This is a genomic window from Bradyrhizobium sp. 14AA, assembly GCF_054185205.1.
Genome location: NZ_JAVAYM010000011.1, coordinates 151,561 through 168,631, shown reverse-complemented (window position 1 = coordinate 168,631; position 17,071 = coordinate 151,561). Strand labels below are relative to the sequence as shown.

Here is a 17,071-nt window from a genome sequence, read left to right as displayed (position 1 = left end):
AGGGAAGGCATCATGAGGCGGCGCGAATTCCTGGGCGGGCTCGGCTGCGTTGCGCTGGTGGGGACGGGCCCGGCTACGGCGGCGGGCAGGATCTGCCGCCTCGGCACTCTGACGCCGATTGCTCCGATCACCGAGACAAGTCCCCGCGGCAAGATCCTGGTCAAGGCGCTCGGCGAGCGCGGATTCAACCTCGGCCGGAATCTGACCCTGGAGGCTCGCGGTGCGGCGGGCGATGTCACCAAGCTCCCCGCGCTGGTCACCGAGCTGAAGGCCAGCGTCGATGCCATCGTGATCGTCGGCTATCCGACGGCGATGGCCGCCAAAGCCGCCGGCATTCCCACCGTGGCGGCCAGTGGCATCGGTGATCCCGTCGAAACTCGGCTGATCGAGAGTCTGGCGCATCCCGGCGGCACCATCACCGGGATTTCGGATGTGGCGGCAACGCTCAGCGCCAAGCGACTGTCGCTGCTCAAGGAGATGTCACCGAAACTGAACAAGGTCGCGATGCTCTGGAACAAGGACGATCTCGGCATGACCATGCGCTACCAGGCGTCGGCAAAGGCTGCCCAGGCGCTTGGGCTGACCGTGCAGGCACTTGGCGTCCGCGAGCCCGACGACTTCGAAGAGGCCTTTTCCGTGATGAAGGGCGATTTGCCGGACGGCATCCTGATGGTGGCGGACGCGCTCACCATTCTCAACCGCAAGCGGGTCTTCGAGTTCGCCGCCGACCGGAAGCTGCCGGCAATCTACGAGAATGATGAGCTTGTCCGCGACGGCGGACTGATGTCGTACGGACCGGACTTGTCGGAATCCTTCGAGCGTGCAGCTGCACTGGCAGCCCGCATCTTCAACGGGGCGAACCCCGGTGACCTGCCGTTTGAGCAACCGACCCGCTATCCCCTGGCGCTCAACCTCAAGACGGCCAGGGCGGCCGGACTGGAGATTCCCCCGACCTTGCTCGCGCTCGCGGATGAGATCATCGAGTAGCCTTGTGCGCTGCGGCAAGAGACAAGCCCGGACCTTCTTGCTAGGCTGGCGGAGATGAGCGTCTCCCTTCATCCCGACACGCCGCAAGGACGGTCGCTGCCTGGTCGTGCAGCGGCGGGTGATGCGCCGTCCGGCGCGGGAGCGGGGGCTGGCATTCGCACCCGGCTGTTCACCAAATATGTCGCGCTGTTCGTGGCCGTCGTTGCCATCGCGCTGCTCGCCAACGGCCTGTTCGAGGTCTTCTTCTATTATCGCGAGCACAAGGCCTCCCTGGTCCGGGTCCAGCATGAGCAGGCCGAGGCGGCCGCGGCCAAGATCGGTCAGTTCGTCAAGGAGATCGAGAGCCAGCTCGGCTGGACCACGCAGCTGCCCTGGACGGCGGGCTCGATCGAGCAGCGCCGGTTCGACGCGCTGCGGCTCTTGCGCCAGGTGCCCGCGATCACCGAGCTCGCCCAGGTGGATTCGACTGGCAAGGAGCGGCTACGCGTCTCGCGGCTGGCGATGGACGCGATCGACAGCGGGATCGACATGTCGAACGATCCGAAGTTCACCGAGGCGGTCGCGCACAAGGTCTATTACGGGCCGGTCTATTTCCGCAGGGACTCCGAGCCCTACATGACGCTGGCGCTGGCCGGCGCGCGCAAGGATGCCGGCGTCAGCATCGCGGAAGTCAATCTCAAGCTGATCTGGGACGTCGTGTCCCAGATCAAGGTCGGCGAACACGGGCACGCCTACGTGGTCGGTCCGGAGGGGCGCCTGATCGCGCATCCCGATATCAGCCTTGTCCTGCGCAACACCGACATGTCGGGCCTTGCGCAGGTGCGCGCCGCGCAAGCTGGTGGGGGCACCATCTCGGACGTGCTCCCGGAAGCGCGCAGCATCCAGGGTCAGACGGTGTTGACCGCGTCGGCTCCGATCGCGCCGCTGCATTGGACCATGTTCGTCGAGCTTCCGGTCGAGGAGGCCTATGCCGCGCTCTACGCCTCGCTGCAGCGGCTTGCGATCGTGCTGCTGGCGGCGTCGATCTTCGCAGTGCTTGCCGGGATATTCCTCGCCCGCCGCATGGTCGGGCCGATCCAGGCGCTGCGCAGCGGCGCCGAGCGGATCGGCGGCGGCGACTTCTCCCAGCGCATCTCGATCCGGACCGGCGACGAGCTCGAAGGTCTCGCGGATCAGTTCAACGACATGGGCGCGCGCCTGCAGGAATCCTATGCTGACCTCGAAAACAAGGTCGATCAGCGGACCGCTGAATTGCGGGAAGCACTGCAGCAGCAGACCGCAACCGCCGACGTGCTCAAGGTGATCAGCCGCTCGACGTTCGATTTGCAAACCGTGCTTGACACGCTGGTCGGTTCGGCGGCCCGCTTGTGCGACGCGGACGAAGGAACGATCTTCCGCCCCCGGGATGGAGTCTTCTACCTGGCAGCAAGCTGCGGTCTTGACGCGGAGCAGGAGAACAAGCTTCGGACATTTGCTTCCGTACCGGAACGGGGAAGCGTCGTCGGACGTACCTTGCTCGATTGCAAGACGGTTCATGTTCCGGATGTGCAGGCCGATCCGGAATACGCGCCTTCATCTGAGCGAAGACGCTCCAACGTTCGTACGATGCTAGGTGTGCCTCTGCTTCGAGAGGGGGCACCAATCGGGGTATTCGTCCTGACGCGGCATGTCGTGCGTCCCTTCAGCGAGAAGCAGATCGAACTCGCCACGACCTTCGCGGATCAGGCCCTTATTGCGATTGAGAATGTTCGCTTGTTCGAAGAAGTTCAGGAGCGCACCAGAGAGCTGTCGCGATCCCTGAACGATCTTCGCACCGCGCAGGATCGCCTGATCCAGACGGAGAAGCTCGCATCCCTCGGCCAGCTCACCGCAGGGATCGCCCACGAGATCAAGAACCCGCTCAATTTCGTCAACAATTTCTCCGCGATCTCGACCGAACTGATCGACGAGCTCAATGAGGCCCTGCAATCGGCCGCGCTCGACGGCAAGACCAAGGCGGAGGTCGACGAGCTGACCGGGATGTTGAGGGGCAATCTCGAGAAGGTCGTGCAGCACGGCAAGCGGGCCGATTCCATCGTCAGAAACATGCTCTTGCACTCGCGCGAAGGATCTGGCGAGCATCGCCCCAGCGATATCAACGCCGTCGTGGAGGAAAGCCTCAATCTGGCCTATCACGGCGCGCGTGCCGAAAGGCCCGCCTTCAACGTGACGCTCGAACGCGATTTCGACCCAGCTGCCGGCATGGTCGATATCTATCCGCAGGAGATCACGCGCGTCTTCCTCAATCTGATCTCGAACGGCTTCTATGCCACCGCCAAGCGCAAGGACAGTGCCGCAGGCGCCTTCGAGCCCACCTTGAGCGCCGCAACGAAAAATCTCGGCGGCAGGGTCGAGATCCGCATTCGCGACAACGGCACCGGGATTCCACCCGAGGTGAAGGAGAAGATGTTCAATCCCTTTTTCACCACCAAGCCGGCCGGCGAGGGCACCGGGCTCGGCCTGTCCATGAGCCATGACATCGTCGTGAAACAGCACGGCGGCACGATCGACGTGAACACCACACTCGGAGCGTTCACCGAATTCATCATCACGCTGCCGCGCATGATGGCGGCAGGCGGCACTTCCGGAGGCAAGTCTTGAACGTTTACATCCTGGTCGTCGATGACGAGCCCGACGTCGAGGCCCTGTTCCGGCAGCAGTTCCGGCGCGACCTGCGCGCCGGCCGCTTCCAGATGGAATTCGCGCCCTCCGCGCCCGATGCGCTCAAGCGCGCCGCCGAGGTTCGCGATCCCTCGTTGATCCTGATCCTGTCGGACATCAACATGCCTGGCATGAGCGGGCTGGACATGCTGCCGAAGGTCCGTGCCGCGCATCCGGAGGTTCCGGTGATCATGATCACGGCCTATGGCGATGCCGAGACGCGCCGCAAGGCGATCGAGCGCGGCGCCGTCGGGCTCCTCACCAAGCCGATCGACTTCGCGCTGCTGCGGCAGGAAATCGACACGAGGCTCGAGCAAGCCGCATGACCGCGACCATCCTCTTCGTTGACGACGAGCCGGACCTCGAGGCGCTGGTCCTGCAGAAATTCCGCAGGCAGATCCGCGACGGACAGGTCACGATCATGTTCGCCCGCGACGGCCTCGAGGCTCTGGAATCGCTCGAGCAGAATCCGCAGGTCGACATGGTGGTCTCCGACATCAACATGCCCCGGATGGACGGGCTGTCGCTGCTCGCGAAGCTCCAGGAGGCCGAGGACAAGAAGTCGACCATCATCGTCTCGGCCTATGGCGACATGAACAACATCCGTACCGCCATGAACCGTGGCGCGTTCGACTTCCTGACCAAGCCGATCGACTTCGTCGATCTGGAGACCACGATCCAGAAGACGATCCGCCATATCGATATGCTGCGCGAGGTGCGGCGCCGTCAGATGGAGGCGGAGCGGGCCCATGCCGCGCTGTCGCGCCATTTCTCGCCGGAGCTTGCCAAGCGTCTTGCGGCCAGCGGCGAGGGTGAAGGGATCGAGGTGCAGTGGCGCGATGTCGCGACGATCTTCACCGACATCACCGGCTTCACGTCACTGGTCGAGACTGCACCGCCCGAGACGCTTGGTGCGCTCCTCAACGAATATGTCGGCGGGATGACCGAGATCGTCTTCGCGCATGAGGGGACGGTCGCGAAAATCATCGGCGACGCGCTCCAGGTGCTGTTCAACGCGCCCGGCGATCAGCCGGACTATGCGACGCGTGCGGTCGCCTGTGCCCACGATCTGGATGCCTGGGCGCAGGATTTTTGCGCGCGCCAGCGGGCGAAGGGTGTGAATTTCGGCGCCACCCGCATCGGCATTCACGCCGGGCCGGCACTGGTCGGCAATTTCGGCGGCAACCGCTTCTTCGACTACACCGCCTATGGCGACTCCATCAACATCGCGGCTCGGCTGGAGGCAGCCAACAAGCACCTGGGAACGCGCATCTGCGTCAGTGCCAGCGTCGCCAAGGCGGCCGAGAATTTCCAGGGCCGCCCCGTCGGCGAGCTGATGCTGCGCGGACGCAGCGAGCCGTTGCGCGCATTCGAGCCGCTGCCGCCGGAAAAATTTCAAGCGCCGGAGACCGCGCTTTATTCCGAGGCTTTCGCCAAGATGGAGGCCGGCGATGCGGCGGCCATGCCGGCCTTTGCCGCGCTGGTGGGGATGCACGCCGACGATTCCCTGGCCGGATTCCACCTGAAGCGCCTCCTCAACGGCGCCAAGGGCATTCGCATGCAACTGGAATAGGAGCTCGTCATGACGCGTGAATTCTCCGCCGGCAACTATCGCTTCATCCCCTCCGTGTTCCAGTATTCGGCCGGCGCGGCAGCGGACGACGGCTATGAAATCGAGCGGGTCCGGTTCGACCGCCTGGTGCCGCTCGCGGAGGGCTTCGCGCTTGCGGCGAAATTCATCCAGGAGGCGGGGCGGCCGCTGACGGCGTTCTGTGCCTGCGAGCTGCGCTCACCGGCCGCCTTCAGCGAGGAAGGCTTTCGCGCGTTCAACCTGCACTACGTGAAGACGCTGTCAGAATGGGGCATCTTCGACGGCACCACCAACCCGGTGGCCCGCAGCAATGTCTGCCCCGAGATCGATCCGCCGTCCGAGCCGTCGTTCTATGCGTTTTCGTTCACCCGTCCGACGCGGTCGAGCACGCCGACCTTCGTGATATCAGGCGGCGCCGAGGCGCGCGAGGGCAGCGGCAGCTATGTCGAGCGCACCGTGCGCTACCGCGATCTCAGTCCGGAGGGCATCACGGAGAAGGTTCGCTTCACCACCTCTCAGATGGAGAGCCGCCTTTCGGCATTCGGCTTCGGCTGGAACGAGACAACGGCGGTGCAAGCCTATTCGATTCGCGATTTCCACCACGCCCTGGCCGACGAGTTGGTGCGCCGCGGCGCGCTGCGCTCCGGCCTCATTTGGTACTTCGCCCGTCCGCCGGTGGTCGATCTCGAATTCGAGATGGATTGCCGGCGCGTGGTGCGGGAAGTCGTGATCTAGCGCTGCCTTGGGTCCAGCGCATCGCGCAGGCCGTCACCGAGCAGGTTCAGCGAGAGCACCACGAGGAAGATCGCAAGCCCCGGCCAGATCGCCATCCATGGCGCCTGGGTCAGGAAGCGTTGCGCCGCGTTGAGCATGCTGCCCCAGGACGGTGCGGGCGGCTGCTGGCCAAGGCCAAGGAAGGATAGCGCGGCCTCGGCGATGATGGCGGCGGCGATCGACAGCGTCGCCTGTACCAGAAGCGCCGGCAGGATGTTCGGCAGGATGTGCGAGAACGCGATCCGCCAGGGCGGATTGCCGAGCGCGCGCGCGGCCTCGACATAGTCTTCGGCCTTGACGACCAGCACCTGGCCGCGGGTCAGGCGGATGAAGATCGGCGTTGCCGAGATGCCGATCGCGATCATGGCATTGCCGAGGCTCGGGCCGAGGAACGCGGCGAGTGCGATCGCCAGGATCAGGAACGGGCAGGCCAGCATCGCGTCGGTAATGCGGCTGATCAGGGCGTCGGTGAACCCGCCGCGATAGCCGGCGAGGAGACCGAGCGGCACGCCGATGCCGAGCGCGATCGCGACCGAGATCAGGCCCGCGAGCAGAGAGGCCCGCGCGCCGTAGACGACACGGCTGAGGATGTCGCGGCCGAGTTCGTCGGTGCCGAACCAGTGCGCCACGGTGGGCGGCTTGCGCACCAGGCTCCAGCTCGTCGCGATGGGATCGTAGGGCACGACGAGCGGGGCGAGCAGGGCGAGCGCGATGAACAGCGTGATCACGGCGAGCCCGAACACGGCGGCCTTGCGCTTGAACAGGCGGCGCCGCGCGCGGCGGGCCGGGCTGTCGAGCTCGTAGCTTTGCGTAGCGGGGCTGGCAGGAAGTGCGGCGTCGGTCATCGCCTAGCCCCTCAGCCGCGGATTGACGAGGATATAGGCGATGTCGGCCACGAGATTCAGCGTGATGTAGACCGTGGCCGTCACCAGCACCACGCCCTGCACAACGGCGTAGTCGCGGTTGAAGACGGCGTCGACGATCAGCTTGCCGAAGCCGGGAATGGAGAAGATCTGCTCGGTCAGCACGGCGCCGGACAGCAGTGTGCCGAGTTCTAGAGCGCCCAGCGTGATGATAGGCGTGAGCGCGTTGCGCATGGCGTGCTTGAGGATGACGGAACGTTCCGCCAGGCCCTTGGCGCGTGCCGTGCGGACGTAATCGCTTTCCAGCACCTGCAGCATGGCGCTACGGGTATGCCGCATCAGGACCGCGGCAATGGCATTGCCGAGCACGAAGGCCGGCATGATGGTGGCGGCGAGGCTCGCGCGCCAGTTCTCGGTGAGCGGCACGTAGCCCGAGGCCGGCAGCCAGCCGAGTTCGATCGAAAACAGGAAGATCAGCATGATGCCGAGCCAGAAGTTCGGCGTCGAGATGCCCCACAGCGCAAACAGGTTCGCGCCGTAGTCCCAGGCGGTGCCCTTCTTCACCGCCGCGACGATGCCGGCGGGAATGCCGATGAAGAACGCGATGATGATCGCCATCGAGCCGAGCTGCAGCGTCACCGGCAGCTTCTGCGCGATCAGTTCGCGCACCGGCATCTTGTTGCGCAGGGACTCGCCGAAATTGCCTGATAGGACCCCCTTGAGCCAGTAGACGTATTGTACCGGGATCGGCTGATCGAGCTTGTATTGCTGGCGGATCTGCTCGATGACGACGGGGTCGCGCTCCTCGCCGGCCATCACCAGCGCGGGATCGCCCGGCAGCAATTGCTGGAGCGAGAAGATCAGCACCGACACGAAGAACAGTGTCGGCACGATCTGCGCGATGCGGCGGGCGAGGAAGTTCAGCATGATGCCGGTCGCTTCGTGGGCGCTGTCGCGGTCACTTGAACTTCAGCCCGACCACGCGCACGAGTCCGTCGGGCATTTGCCGGTAGCCGTCGAGCTTCTTCGTGTGCGCGATCAGGAGCGTGCGATGGTAGATGTAGATGATCGGCAAATCGTCGAGCAGGATCTTGGCCAGCTTCTGGTAGATCGCCTTGCGCTCCTCGACGTTGGAGGTCGCCCGCCCGTCTTCCAAGAGCTTGTCGGCCTCGGGGTTGGAATAGACCCCGTCGTTCTGCGGCGCCTTGCTGCGCATGAAGATGTAGGAGTTGCCGTCGGGATCGATGCGGCCGCTCCAGTTGATCTGGAAGATCTGGAACTCGCCCGCCTGGGCCTGCTTGAAGGTGGTCGCGAACTCGACGGCGCGGATCTTGATGTCGAAGCCAGCTTCCGCGGCCATCGACTGGACGACCTGGGCGACGGCTTCGTTCTCTGCGCCCTTGGGGATCATGTAGTCGACGGTCACAGGCAGACTGACGCCGGCCTCCTTCAACAGCGCCTTCGCCTTCGCAATGTCGCGGCCGCGGACCGGGAAGGCCTTCTGGTAATAGGGGTGCTTCGGGCTCACCCATTGATTGCCGGGCGTGAACTCGCCGTTGAAGACGACCTGGTTGAGGGCGTCGCGATCGATCGACAAATCGAGCGCCTGACGGACCTTCGCCGACTGGCTCAGCGGTCCCTTGGTCTTGTCGTTGCCGATATTGACGGTCAGGCCGAGATAGCCGAGCTCCGGCGCGGTCGACAGGACGAGGCGGGAATCGGAGCGGACGTCCTTGATGTCGGTGGCGAGCACGCGCTCGATCAGATCGAGCCCACCGGACTTCAAATTGGCGAGGCGCACGGTGGCGTCGACGATCGGCAGGAACACGACGCGATCGATATGGATGTTGTCCTTGTTCCAGTAGTCCGAGAATTTCTCGAACACCATGCGGTCCTGCTGGACGCGCTCGACGAATTTATAGGGGCCGGCGCAGACCGGTTGCAGGCCGAACTTGTCTCCGGCCTCTTTCGCCGCCTTCGGCGACACCATCATGCCGGAGCGGTCGGTGAGCTGGGCGATCAGTGGCGAGTAGGGCGTCTTCAGCACCAGCTTGATGGTCAGGGGATCGACGATTTCGACGTGGTCGACGCTGGCGAGCTCGGATTTGCGGAACGAGCCCGGCAATGTCATGTGCCGCTCGATCGAGAACTTTGCGGCCTCCGCGTCCAGCGGCTCGCCGTCGTGGAATTTGACGCCCGGCCGCAGCTTGATCGTCATCTCCTTGCCGTCGGCCGACGTCTCGTGCGACAGCGCCAGCTGCGGCACGATGTTGAGCTTCTCGTCGATGTCGAACAGCTTGTCGCAGAAGGCGGAGAACACGATGCGGCCGACATAGGTGCGGCCGATGCTGGGATCGAGGATGTCGGGGTCCTCGGCGATGCCGATGCGAAGCGTGGTCTGGGCCTGGACGGCGCCCGCGAGCGACGTCAGCAATGCCGACGCCAGGATTGCCAAACGCATAGGACTCATCGCTCTCAACTCCGTTTGACGGCCATGCCGGGTCCGTTCCTAGGAACTAACCCCGCCGCCGCGCACTGCTTCCGGGCTGCCGCAGAAGGCGGCGACCAATTTTTCCAGGACCGGCGAAAAGCCGCCGTCCGAGGGCACGATCGCTGCCGACGACGGCAATTCCGACGTTCGGTGGCAGGCCGTTGCATGTCCGATGCCATCCGGCAGCAGCTGCGGTATTTCACTGCGGCAGCGTTCGATCACATAGGGGCAGCGGGTGTGGAAGCGGCATCCGGCGGGCGGATTGAGCGCGCTGGGAATCTCGCCTTGCAGCACAATCCGGCTGCGTTTTGCCCGCGGCTTAGGCACGGGGATCGCCGACAGCAGCGCCCGGCTATAGGGGTGGCGCGGCGAAGCGAATAGCGCATCTGCCTCCGCCGTCTCGACGATCTGGCCGAGATTCATCACCGCCACATGGTCGGCGATGTGCTTGACCACGGCGAGGTCATGCGAGACGAAAATGTAGGCGAGGCCCAGCCGGTCCTGGAGCTCGCGCAGGAGATTGAGGATCTGTGCGCGGATCGAGACGTCGAGCGCCGAGACCGGCTCGTCGCAGATGATGAGTTTCGGCTCGACCGCGAGTGCACGGGCGATCGCAATGCGCTGGCGCTGGCCACCGGAGAATTCGTGCGGATAGCGTCGGGCGAGCCGCGGTTCCAGCCCGACCAGTCGCAACAGTTCCGCGACACGCTCGGGCCGCTGCGCCGGCGGCACGAGATCGTGCAGCGCCAGCGGCTCGGTCAGGATCTGGCCGACGGTCATGCGCGGATTGAGCGAGGCGTAAGGATCCTGGAAGATGATCTGTGCCTCACGGCGGAATTTGCGGAGCGTATCTGCGTCGAGGGAGAGCAGATCGTGTCCGTTGAACCGGATCTTGCCCGCGTCCGGTTCGATCAGCCGCAGCACCAGGCGGCTGACGGTGGACTTGCCGCAACCGGATTCGCCGACCAGCGCCAGCGTCTTGCCGGTTTCGAGAGTGAAGCTGACGCCATCGACCGCCCTGACATGCGCCAGCGCCCGGCCGAACAGCGAGCGCTCGGCGACGAAATGCTTGACGAGACCTTCGACCTCGAGCAGCGCCATCACGACACCAGGCGTTCGAGCGGCGCGCGAATGCAGCGCGAGAGGTGGCCGGGACCGACTTCGACAAGTGGCGGCGGCGCACTGGTGCAGGCGTCCAGCACGAACGGGCAGCGCGCGGCGAAGCGGCAGCCGGCGGGCGGCTGCGCCATGTTCGGCACCATGCCCTCGATCGTGGCCAGCTGCTCGGCGCGATGGTCGAGCCGCGGGATCGAGCCGAGCAGGCCGACGGTGTAGGGATGCTGCGGTGCAGAGAACACTTCGTCCACCGGCGCGCGCTCGACGATCTCGCCGGCATACATCACCGCGACCTCGTCGCAGACTTCGGCAACCACGCCGAGATCGTGGGTGATCAGGATGATCGCGGCGCCGCTCGCCGCCTTCAACTCGCGCATCAGCTCCAGGATCTGCGCCTGCAAGGTGACGTCGAGCGCCGTGGTCGGCTCGTCCGCGATCAGGAGCCGCGGATCGCAGGCGAGCGCCATCGCGATCATGACGCGCTGGCGCATGCCGCCGGAGAGCTTGTGCGGATATTCGTCGATGCGTCGCTCGGGCGAGGGGATGTGGACGCGGCGCAAGAGCTCGATCGCCCGCTCGCGCGCGCTCTTCCGCGAGCCGCCGCGGTGGCGCAAAATGGTCTCGATGATCTGGTCGCCGATGGTGAAGCTCGGGTTGAGCGAGGTCATCGGCTCCTGGAAGATCATCGCCAGCCGGTTGCCGCGCAGATCACGCAGGGTCTGGTCTGGAGCCTTCAGCAGATCAAAACCGTCGAAGCGGATCGCGCCCGATATTTCCGCGCTCTGCTTCGGCAACAGGCCCATGATCGCCAGCGAGGTCACGCTCTTGCCGCAGCCGGATTCCCCGACGAGGCCGAGCGTCGCGCCATTGGCGACGCTGAGATCGACGCTGTCGACCGCGTGGGTGATGCGGCCATCGTCACCGTGGAAGCGGATGTGGAGATCGCTGATCTCGATGAGGGGGCTTGCGCTCATGATTGCCTTGCGCGCGCCGCGGCGATGCTGGCGTCGATGACGCTGCGGTCGGTGTTGCCGGACGGGTTCTGCCGCGTCGGCATGGAGGGGCGGAAGTGCACCCAGAGCTCGTGGCTGACCCGCTCGAGCCGTTCGAGCTCGCCCAGCGGATCGGGATGGTCGTCGGCGCGAATGTCCAGCGCCGGCCATTCCTCCTCGCCGTGGATCAGGAGCGCGGCCGACTGCTTGCCGCGCTTGTCGCCGCCGGCGGCTTCGCCCGCCCGCATCGCCGCGAGCAGGCGGCGCGGGAAGGGCAGGCTGTCATTGGCGATGTAGGTCTTCGCCGTCTCGTCGAGCACGTCGGCGCCGGCGAGCATGTTGCCGGCGATCGAGAAGCCGCTGCCGGCAATGTGTCCGCACCAGTCGACGCAGTCGCGCCCGGTATGCGCGGCGATCTCACCGCTGGCGTCCATGATGTGGATCTGGCGGCTTTCGCGGCCGTCATCGGTCGCGAGCAAGGTGGCGAGGACGTCATGGACGTTCAGGCCTTCACGCAGCAGCTTGACGCCGTCGATGCCGTAATAGGGATTGACGAAGGCCTGCGTCGCGATGGCGCCGAGGCCGGCCGCGATGTAGGGCACGCGCGCGCCGACGGCGAAGAAGCGGGTCGCTACCGCAATGCCGAACTGGCCGGTGGCTGGGTCTCGCGCGATGATCGACCAGGTCATGTGCTGCCTTCAGCGTCCCGCGGCGTAGCCCTGCATGCCGCGCGGATTGGCGGCAGCGCGGCGGCGCACCCCGACGCGCGAGGCCGCGGTGAGGCGGCCTTCGGACCAGTCGGGGCCGACTTCGACGATATGCCCGCGCTCGCGAAGGTTCTCGATCGTCGCCTTCGGCACGCGGTTCTCGACTACGAGCACGCCCGGGCGCGCGGTGCGCGGCCAGAACGAGATCGGGAAATGCTCGGAGTGCCAGGCCGGCGCGTCGATTGACTCCTGGAGATTGAGATTGCAATGGACGTGGCGCAGGAAGAACTGCGTGATCCACTGGTCCTGCTGATCGCCGCCGGGCGAGCCCCAGGCCAGATACGGCTCGCCGTCGCGCAGCGCCATGGTCGGCGACAGCGTCGTGCGCGGCCGCTTGCCCGGCGCGAGCGCCGCGGGGTGGTCTTCCTCCAGCCAGAACATCTGGGCGCGGCTGCCGAGACAGAAGCCGAGCTCCGGAATGATCGGCGAAGATTGGAGCCAGCCGCCCGATGGCGTCGAGGACACCATGTTGCCGGCCTTGTCGATGATGTCGAAATGCACGGTGTCGCCGCGCACTTCGCCGAAGCGCCCCACCGTCGGCTCGCCGGCGCCGAGCGCGCCAACCGCCTCGCGCTGGCCCTCGGCGCGGCGCAGCTTGACGATGCCGCCAAAGCCCTCGACGGAGCCGGGGATGAAGTCGAGCGACGCCTTGTCGGTGACGAGCTTGCGCCGCTCGTCGTTGTAGGCATCCGAGAGCAGGGTCGCGATCGGGATCTCGCTGAACTTCGGATCGCCGTAGAATTTTTCGCGGTCGGCGAAGGCGAGTTTTGCGCATTCGATCTGGAGATGGATGAACTCCGGGCCGGTCGGATCGAGCCCGTCGAGCGCAAAGCCCTTCAGCAGCGCGAGCTGCTGCAGCGTCACCGGACCCTGGCTCCAGACCCCGGCCTTGCAGACGGTATAGCGGCCATAGTCGTAGGTGAGCGGCGCCTCGATGGTCGGCTGCCAGCGCGCCATGTCGTCGGCCGAGAGCACACCGCGATGCGGGGAGCCGCTGACGTCCATCACCTCCTGGGTCCGGCAGAACTTGTCGATGGCCTCTGCAACGAAGCCTTGCGACCACGACTTGCGCGCACGCTCGATCTCGGCGTCTCGGCCGCCGCCTCCGCTCTCGGCTTCGTTGAGGATCCGGGTGTAGGTCGCGGCCAGCGTTTTGTTGGTGAACAGCGTGCCGGGCCTAGGCACCTCGCCGTTCGGAAGATAGACCGCAGCCGAGGTCGGCCAGTGCTTGCGGAACAGTTGCTCGACGGTCTGGATCGTCGCGCAGGCGCGCTCGACCAGCGGATAGCCGTCGCGGGCGTAGGAGATCGCGGGCTCCAGCACGTCGCGCACGCGCATGGTGCCGTAGTCGCGCAGCAGCATCATCCAGGATTCGAAAGTGCCGGGCACGCAGGCCGCGAGCAGACCGGTGCCGGGCACCATGTCGAGGCCTTCGCTCTTGTAATGCGCGATGGTGGCGCGCGCCGGGGCCGGACCCTGGCCGCAGATCACTTCGGTGCGGCCGCGCTTCACGTCATGGACGATGATGGGCACGTCGCCGCCGGGGCCGTTCAGATGCGGCTCGACCACCTGGAGCGTGAAGGCGGTGGCGACGCCGGCATCGAAGGCGTTGCCGCCTTTTTCGAGGATGGCCATGCCAACGGCGGTCGCGATCCAGTGTGTGGTGGCGACGACGCCGAACGTGCCCTCGATCTCGGGACGCGTCGTGAAGGGATCGGGATTGACGTTGCTGGCCATCGGATTTCGCTACCTCAGTTGTGGCGCGCGCAATTGATCACAGTCGATGCAGGGATGCCAAATGCACAGACCGCATGGCACGCGCGCGTCACGCCGGGACCGGCGCGGTGTTGACTGCGTGGCAGGCGACGCCGTCGATCAGTTCCGGGGCCTCCTTGCGGCAGAGATCGAACGCCAGCGGACAGCGCGGGTTGAAGGCGCAGCCGGGCGGCGGATTGATCGGGTTAGGGATCTCGCCTTTGACAGGAATGCGCTGGCGGCCGCTCATGGCGAGATCAGGCACGGCGCCCAATAACATCTTGGTGTAGGGCATGCGCGGGCGGGCGAACAATTCGCGCCCCTCCGCGATCTCGACAATGCGGCCGAGATACATCACGCCGACGCGGCTCGCCATGTGGCGGACCACGGCGAGGTTGTGGCTGATGAACATGTAGGTCAGGCCGAACTTGTCCTGGAGATCGCGCATCAGGTTGAGGATCTGCGCCTGCACGGAGACGTCGAGCGCCGAGGTCGGCTCGTCGCAGACGATGAATTCGGCGTCGGAGGCCAGCGCTCGCGCAATCGCAATGCGCTGGCGCTGGCCGCCGGAGAATTCGTGCGGAAACTTCAGGCGGTCGTCGGGATGCAGGCCGACGAGGCTGAGCAACTCGCCGACGCGCGCCTGGATGTCGCGCTCACCCTGGATCAGGTCGAAGGCGCGGATCGGCTCGGAAATGATGGCATCGACGCGGAAACGCGGGTTCAGGCTCGCATAGGGGTCCTGGAAGATCATCTGGATGCGGCGGCGCAACTTCCGGCGCGCCGGCGCCTGCCGCGGGTCCGTCATCGAGACGCCGTCGATCAGCACATCGCCGGAGCTTGGCGGCAACAGGCCGACGACCATGCGTGCCACCGTGGTCTTGCCCGAGCCGGACTCGCCGACCAGCGCAAACGTCTCGCCCTTCCTGATGTCGAAGGTGACGTGATCGACGGCCTTGAGATATTCGAGGTGCCCGCCCTCGAGCACGCGGTTGAGCCAGGGTTTTGAGACGTCGAAAACGCGACGCAGATTTGTCGCCTGGACGAAGGGGGCGCTCATGCCGCGCTCTCCGCCGGCACGTCGTCATAGAGATGGCAGGCGACCGATTGCGCGCCGCGCGCCAGCGGCTCCGGCCGATCGACGCGACAGCGGTCGAACGCGAACGCGCAGCGCGGATTGAACGAGCAGCCGGGCGGGATCGCCGACAGCCGCGGCATCGAGCCCGGGATCTGCACCAGCCGCTTGTCGTCGCCGGCCAGCGTTGGGATCGCGCCCATCAGGCCCTTGGCGTAGGGATGCAGCGGATTCTTCACGACGTCCTGCACCGGGCCGATCTCGGCGACACGGCCGGCATACATCACGGCTACGCGGTCCGAGGTCTCGGCGATCACGCCCATGTCGTGGGTCACCAGCATCACGGCGGTGCCGTGGTCGCGGCCGAGCCGCTTGATCAACGAGATGATCTGCGCCTGCACGGAAACGTCGAGCGCGGTGGTCGGTTCATCCGCGATGATCAGCTCAGGCTCGGCGCAGATCGCCAGCGCAATCACCACGCGCTGGCGCATGCCGCCGGAGAATTCGTGGGGATAGCCGTCGATGCGTTTTTCGGGCGCAGGAATGCCGACCTCGGCGAGCAGGTCGATGGCGCGGCGGCGCGCGGCTGTCTCGGACAGATTGAGATGGGTCCGGATCGTCTCGACGATCTGGTCGCCGACCTTGTAGAGCGGATTGAGCGAGGTGAGGGGATCCTGGAAGATCATGCCGATGCGCTTGCCGCGGATGCGGCGCATCTCCTCCGGCGGCAGGTTGTCGATGCGCAGGCCCGCAAGACGGATCTCGCCGCCGGCGATGCGGCCGGGTGGATCAATCAGGCCGATCACCGAGAGCCCGGTGACGGATTTGCCGGCACCGGATTCGCCAACGACGCCCAGCACCTCGCCCTTGGCGATATCGAAGGAGACGCCGTCGATGGCGCGCAGCGTGCCGCGACGTGAGGCGAACTCCACCTGAAGATTGCGCACGGAGAGAACTGGTTCGGTCATGGGCGGCGCGTTTTCATCGAAGTTTTGCTCATCGAAGTTTCGGGTTGAGCGCATCGCGCAGCCAGTCGCCGAGCAGGTTGATCGACAAGATCAGTGCCGCCAGTGCTATTCCGGGGAAGGCGACGATCCACCATTCGCCTGCGAACAGATAGCCGTTGCCGATGCGGATCAGCGTGCCAAGCGATGGCATGGTCTCGGGCATGCCCGAGCCCAGGAAGGACAGCGTTGCCTCGGTGATGATGGCGAGCGCGAGGTTGATGGTGGCGATCACGAGAATCGGCCCCGTGGTGTTCGGCAGAACGTGGCGCAGCATGATCACGGGAGCAGGCAGGCCAATCAATTGCGCGGCCGCGACATAATCCTTGTTCTTCTCGACCAGGACCGAGCCGCGTACCGTGCGCGCGTACTGCACCCAGAAACTCAGGCCGATCGCGAAGACCAGGACCGCCAACATGCTCATCTCGTCGAGCTTGTTGCCAAAGACCGATTTGGCGATGCCGTTGATCAGCAGCGCGATCAGGATGGCCGGAAAGGAAAGCTGCACGTCGGCGATGCGCATGATCAGCCCGTCGACGGCGCCGCCGAAATAGCCGGCCGTCAATCCGAGCAGGATGCCGATTGCGCCGGACAGCACCACGCCCAGCACGCCGACGAGCAGCGAGATTCGCAGGCCATAGAGGATTGCGGACAGCACGTCGCGGCCTTGCTCGTCGGTGCCGAGCAGGAACGGGCTCTGGCCGTCGGCGGTCCAGAGCGGCGAGATGCGCGAATTCATCAGTTGGAGCTGTGCCGGGTCGAACGGATTTTGTACCGACAGCACCGAGGCGAAGATCGCGACCAGGAAGAACAGCAACGTTACGCCCGCCGCGATCATCGTGATCTTGGAGCGGCGGAACGAATAGAACAGGTCGCTGTCGAGTGCGCGCTTGAACCAGCCGGGTGAGATGGCGGCGCGCTTCTCGGTTGCGTGGGGAACGACGGCCTCGCTCATG

15 protein-coding genes are annotated in these 17,071 nt (G+C 65.6%); 5 read left to right on the top strand and 10 right to left on the bottom strand.

From position 1 onward, the window contains the following. The first annotated feature begins 12 nt into the window (after positions 1-12). From RAD15_RS21140 to cnbZ, 5 genes are read left to right on the top strand one after another with little or no spacing between them, the layout of a single operon-like run. Positions 13-987, top strand: a complete 975-nt coding sequence (locus RAD15_RS21140) for an ABC transporter substrate-binding protein (protein ID WP_458180093.1) — start codon at positions 13-15, stop codon at positions 985-987. A 54-nt stretch (positions 988-1,041) separates the two neighbouring features. Then, on the top strand, positions 1,042-3,627 hold the full coding sequence (locus tag RAD15_RS21135) for an ATP-binding protein (protein ID WP_458180092.1): 2,586 nt from the start codon (positions 1,042-1,044) through the stop codon (positions 3,625-3,627). Further along, entirely contained in the window at positions 3,624-4,013 is a 390-nt protein-coding gene (locus RAD15_RS21130; RefSeq protein WP_458180091.1) for a response regulator, read from the top strand. The genes RAD15_RS21135 and RAD15_RS21130 overlap by 4 nt, the downstream gene beginning before the upstream one ends. Beyond that, a complete protein-coding gene (locus RAD15_RS21125; RefSeq protein ID WP_458180090.1) occupies positions 4,010-5,260 on the top strand; it encodes a response regulator in 1,251 nt (416 codons plus the stop codon). The genes RAD15_RS21130 and RAD15_RS21125 overlap by 4 nt, the downstream gene beginning before the upstream one ends. A gap of 9 nt (positions 5,261-5,269) precedes the next feature. After that, positions 5,270-6,013, top strand: a complete 744-nt coding sequence (cnbZ, locus tag RAD15_RS21120; protein ID WP_458180088.1) for a 2-amino-5-chloromuconate deaminase CnbZ — start codon at positions 5,270-5,272, stop codon at positions 6,011-6,013. Here cnbZ and RAD15_RS21115 read toward each other — a convergent pair. The 10 genes from RAD15_RS21115 to RAD15_RS21070 form a co-directional block, all read right to left on the bottom strand. Then, positions 6,010-6,897, bottom strand: coding sequence for an ABC transporter permease (locus RAD15_RS21115; protein WP_458180087.1), 888 nt, complete (start codon positions 6,895-6,897; stop codon positions 6,010-6,012). The two genes, cnbZ and RAD15_RS21115, sit on opposite strands and share 4 nt — an antisense overlap. A 3-nt stretch (positions 6,898-6,900) precedes the next feature. Further along, a complete protein-coding gene (locus tag RAD15_RS21110) occupies positions 6,901-7,842 on the bottom strand; it encodes an ABC transporter permease (protein WP_458180086.1) in 942 nt (313 codons plus the stop codon). 31 nt (positions 7,843-7,873) lie between these two features. Next, positions 7,874-9,385, bottom strand: a complete 1,512-nt coding sequence (locus tag RAD15_RS21105; RefSeq protein WP_458180085.1) for an ABC transporter substrate-binding protein — start codon at positions 9,383-9,385, stop codon at positions 7,874-7,876. A 39-nt stretch (positions 9,386-9,424) separates the two neighbouring features. Continuing rightward, positions 9,425-10,507 carry an ABC transporter ATP-binding protein gene (locus RAD15_RS21100; protein ID WP_458180084.1) on the bottom strand — a complete coding sequence of 361 codons (1,083 nt, stop codon included), beginning with the start codon at positions 10,505-10,507 and terminating at the stop codon, positions 9,425-9,427. Beyond that, complete coding sequence (locus RAD15_RS21095) at positions 10,507-11,496, bottom strand: ABC transporter ATP-binding protein (RefSeq protein ID WP_458180083.1); 990 nt, start codon at positions 11,494-11,496, stop codon at positions 10,507-10,509. Before RAD15_RS21095 ends, RAD15_RS21100 begins: the two co-directional genes overlap by 1 nt. Further along, positions 11,493-12,203, bottom strand: a complete 711-nt coding sequence (locus tag RAD15_RS21090; protein WP_458180082.1) for a DUF1028 domain-containing protein — start codon at positions 12,201-12,203, stop codon at positions 11,493-11,495. The genes RAD15_RS21095 and RAD15_RS21090 overlap by 4 nt, the downstream gene beginning before the upstream one ends. Positions 12,204-12,212: 9 nt before the next feature. Next, positions 12,213-14,018, bottom strand: a complete 1,806-nt coding sequence (locus tag RAD15_RS21085; protein ID WP_458180081.1) for a gamma-glutamyltransferase family protein — start codon at positions 14,016-14,018, stop codon at positions 12,213-12,215. Between the two features lie 88 nt (positions 14,019-14,106). Then, on the bottom strand, positions 14,107-15,096 hold the full coding sequence (locus RAD15_RS21080) for an ABC transporter ATP-binding protein (protein WP_458180080.1): 990 nt from the start codon (positions 15,094-15,096) through the stop codon (positions 14,107-14,109). Next, a complete protein-coding gene (locus RAD15_RS21075) occupies positions 15,093-16,079 on the bottom strand; it encodes an ABC transporter ATP-binding protein (protein ID WP_458180079.1) in 987 nt (328 codons plus the stop codon). Before RAD15_RS21075 ends, RAD15_RS21080 begins: the two co-directional genes overlap by 4 nt. A 28-nt stretch (positions 16,080-16,107) precedes the next feature. Further along, positions 16,108-17,070 (bottom strand): ABC transporter permease, encoded by a 963-nt coding sequence (locus RAD15_RS21070; RefSeq protein ID WP_458180078.1) that lies wholly within the window; start codon positions 17,068-17,070, stop codon positions 16,108-16,110. Position 17,071 lies beyond the last annotated feature (1 nt).

What these genes read in the sequence shown, in the direction of transcription:
- RAD15_RS21140 (WP_458180093.1), top strand. Translation starts at nt 13, where the DNA reads ATGAGGCGGCGCGAATTCCTGGGCGGGCTCGGCTGCGTTGCGCTGGTG.
- RAD15_RS21135 (WP_458180092.1), top strand. Translation starts at nt 1,042, where the DNA reads ATGAGCGTCTCCCTTCATCCCGACACGCCGCAAGGACGGTCGCTGCCT.
- RAD15_RS21125 (WP_458180090.1), top strand. Translation starts at nt 4,010, where the DNA reads ATGACCGCGACCATCCTCTTCGTTGACGACGAGCCGGACCTCGAGGCG.
- cnbZ (WP_458180088.1), top strand. Translation starts at nt 5,270, where the DNA reads ATGACGCGTGAATTCTCCGCCGGCAACTATCGCTTCATCCCCTCCGTG.
- RAD15_RS21115 (WP_458180087.1), bottom strand. Translation starts at nt 6,897, where the DNA reads ATGACCGACGCCGCACTTCCTGCCAGCCCCGCTACGCAAAGCTACGAG.
- RAD15_RS21110 (WP_458180086.1), bottom strand. Translation starts at nt 7,842, where the DNA reads ATGCTGAACTTCCTCGCCCGCCGCATCGCGCAGATCGTGCCGACACTG.
- RAD15_RS21105 (WP_458180085.1), bottom strand. Translation starts at nt 9,385, where the DNA reads ATGAGTCCTATGCGTTTGGCAATCCTGGCGTCGGCATTGCTGACGTCG.
- RAD15_RS21100 (WP_458180084.1), bottom strand. Translation starts at nt 10,507, where the DNA reads ATGGCGCTGCTCGAGGTCGAAGGTCTCGTCAAGCATTTCGTCGCCGAG.
- RAD15_RS21095 (WP_458180083.1), bottom strand. Translation starts at nt 11,496, where the DNA reads ATGAGCGCAAGCCCCCTCATCGAGATCAGCGATCTCCACATCCGCTTC.
- RAD15_RS21090 (WP_458180082.1), bottom strand. Translation starts at nt 12,203, where the DNA reads ATGACCTGGTCGATCATCGCGCGAGACCCAGCCACCGGCCAGTTCGGC.
- RAD15_RS21085 (WP_458180081.1), bottom strand. Translation starts at nt 14,018, where the DNA reads ATGGCCAGCAACGTCAATCCCGATCCCTTCACGACGCGTCCCGAGATC.
- RAD15_RS21080 (WP_458180080.1), bottom strand. Translation starts at nt 15,096, where the DNA reads ATGAGCGCCCCCTTCGTCCAGGCGACAAATCTGCGTCGCGTTTTCGAC.
- RAD15_RS21075 (WP_458180079.1), bottom strand. Translation starts at nt 16,079, where the DNA reads ATGACCGAACCAGTTCTCTCCGTGCGCAATCTTCAGGTGGAGTTCGCC.
- RAD15_RS21070 (WP_458180078.1), bottom strand. Translation starts at nt 17,070, where the DNA reads ATGAGCGAGGCCGTCGTTCCCCACGCAACCGAGAAGCGCGCCGCCATC.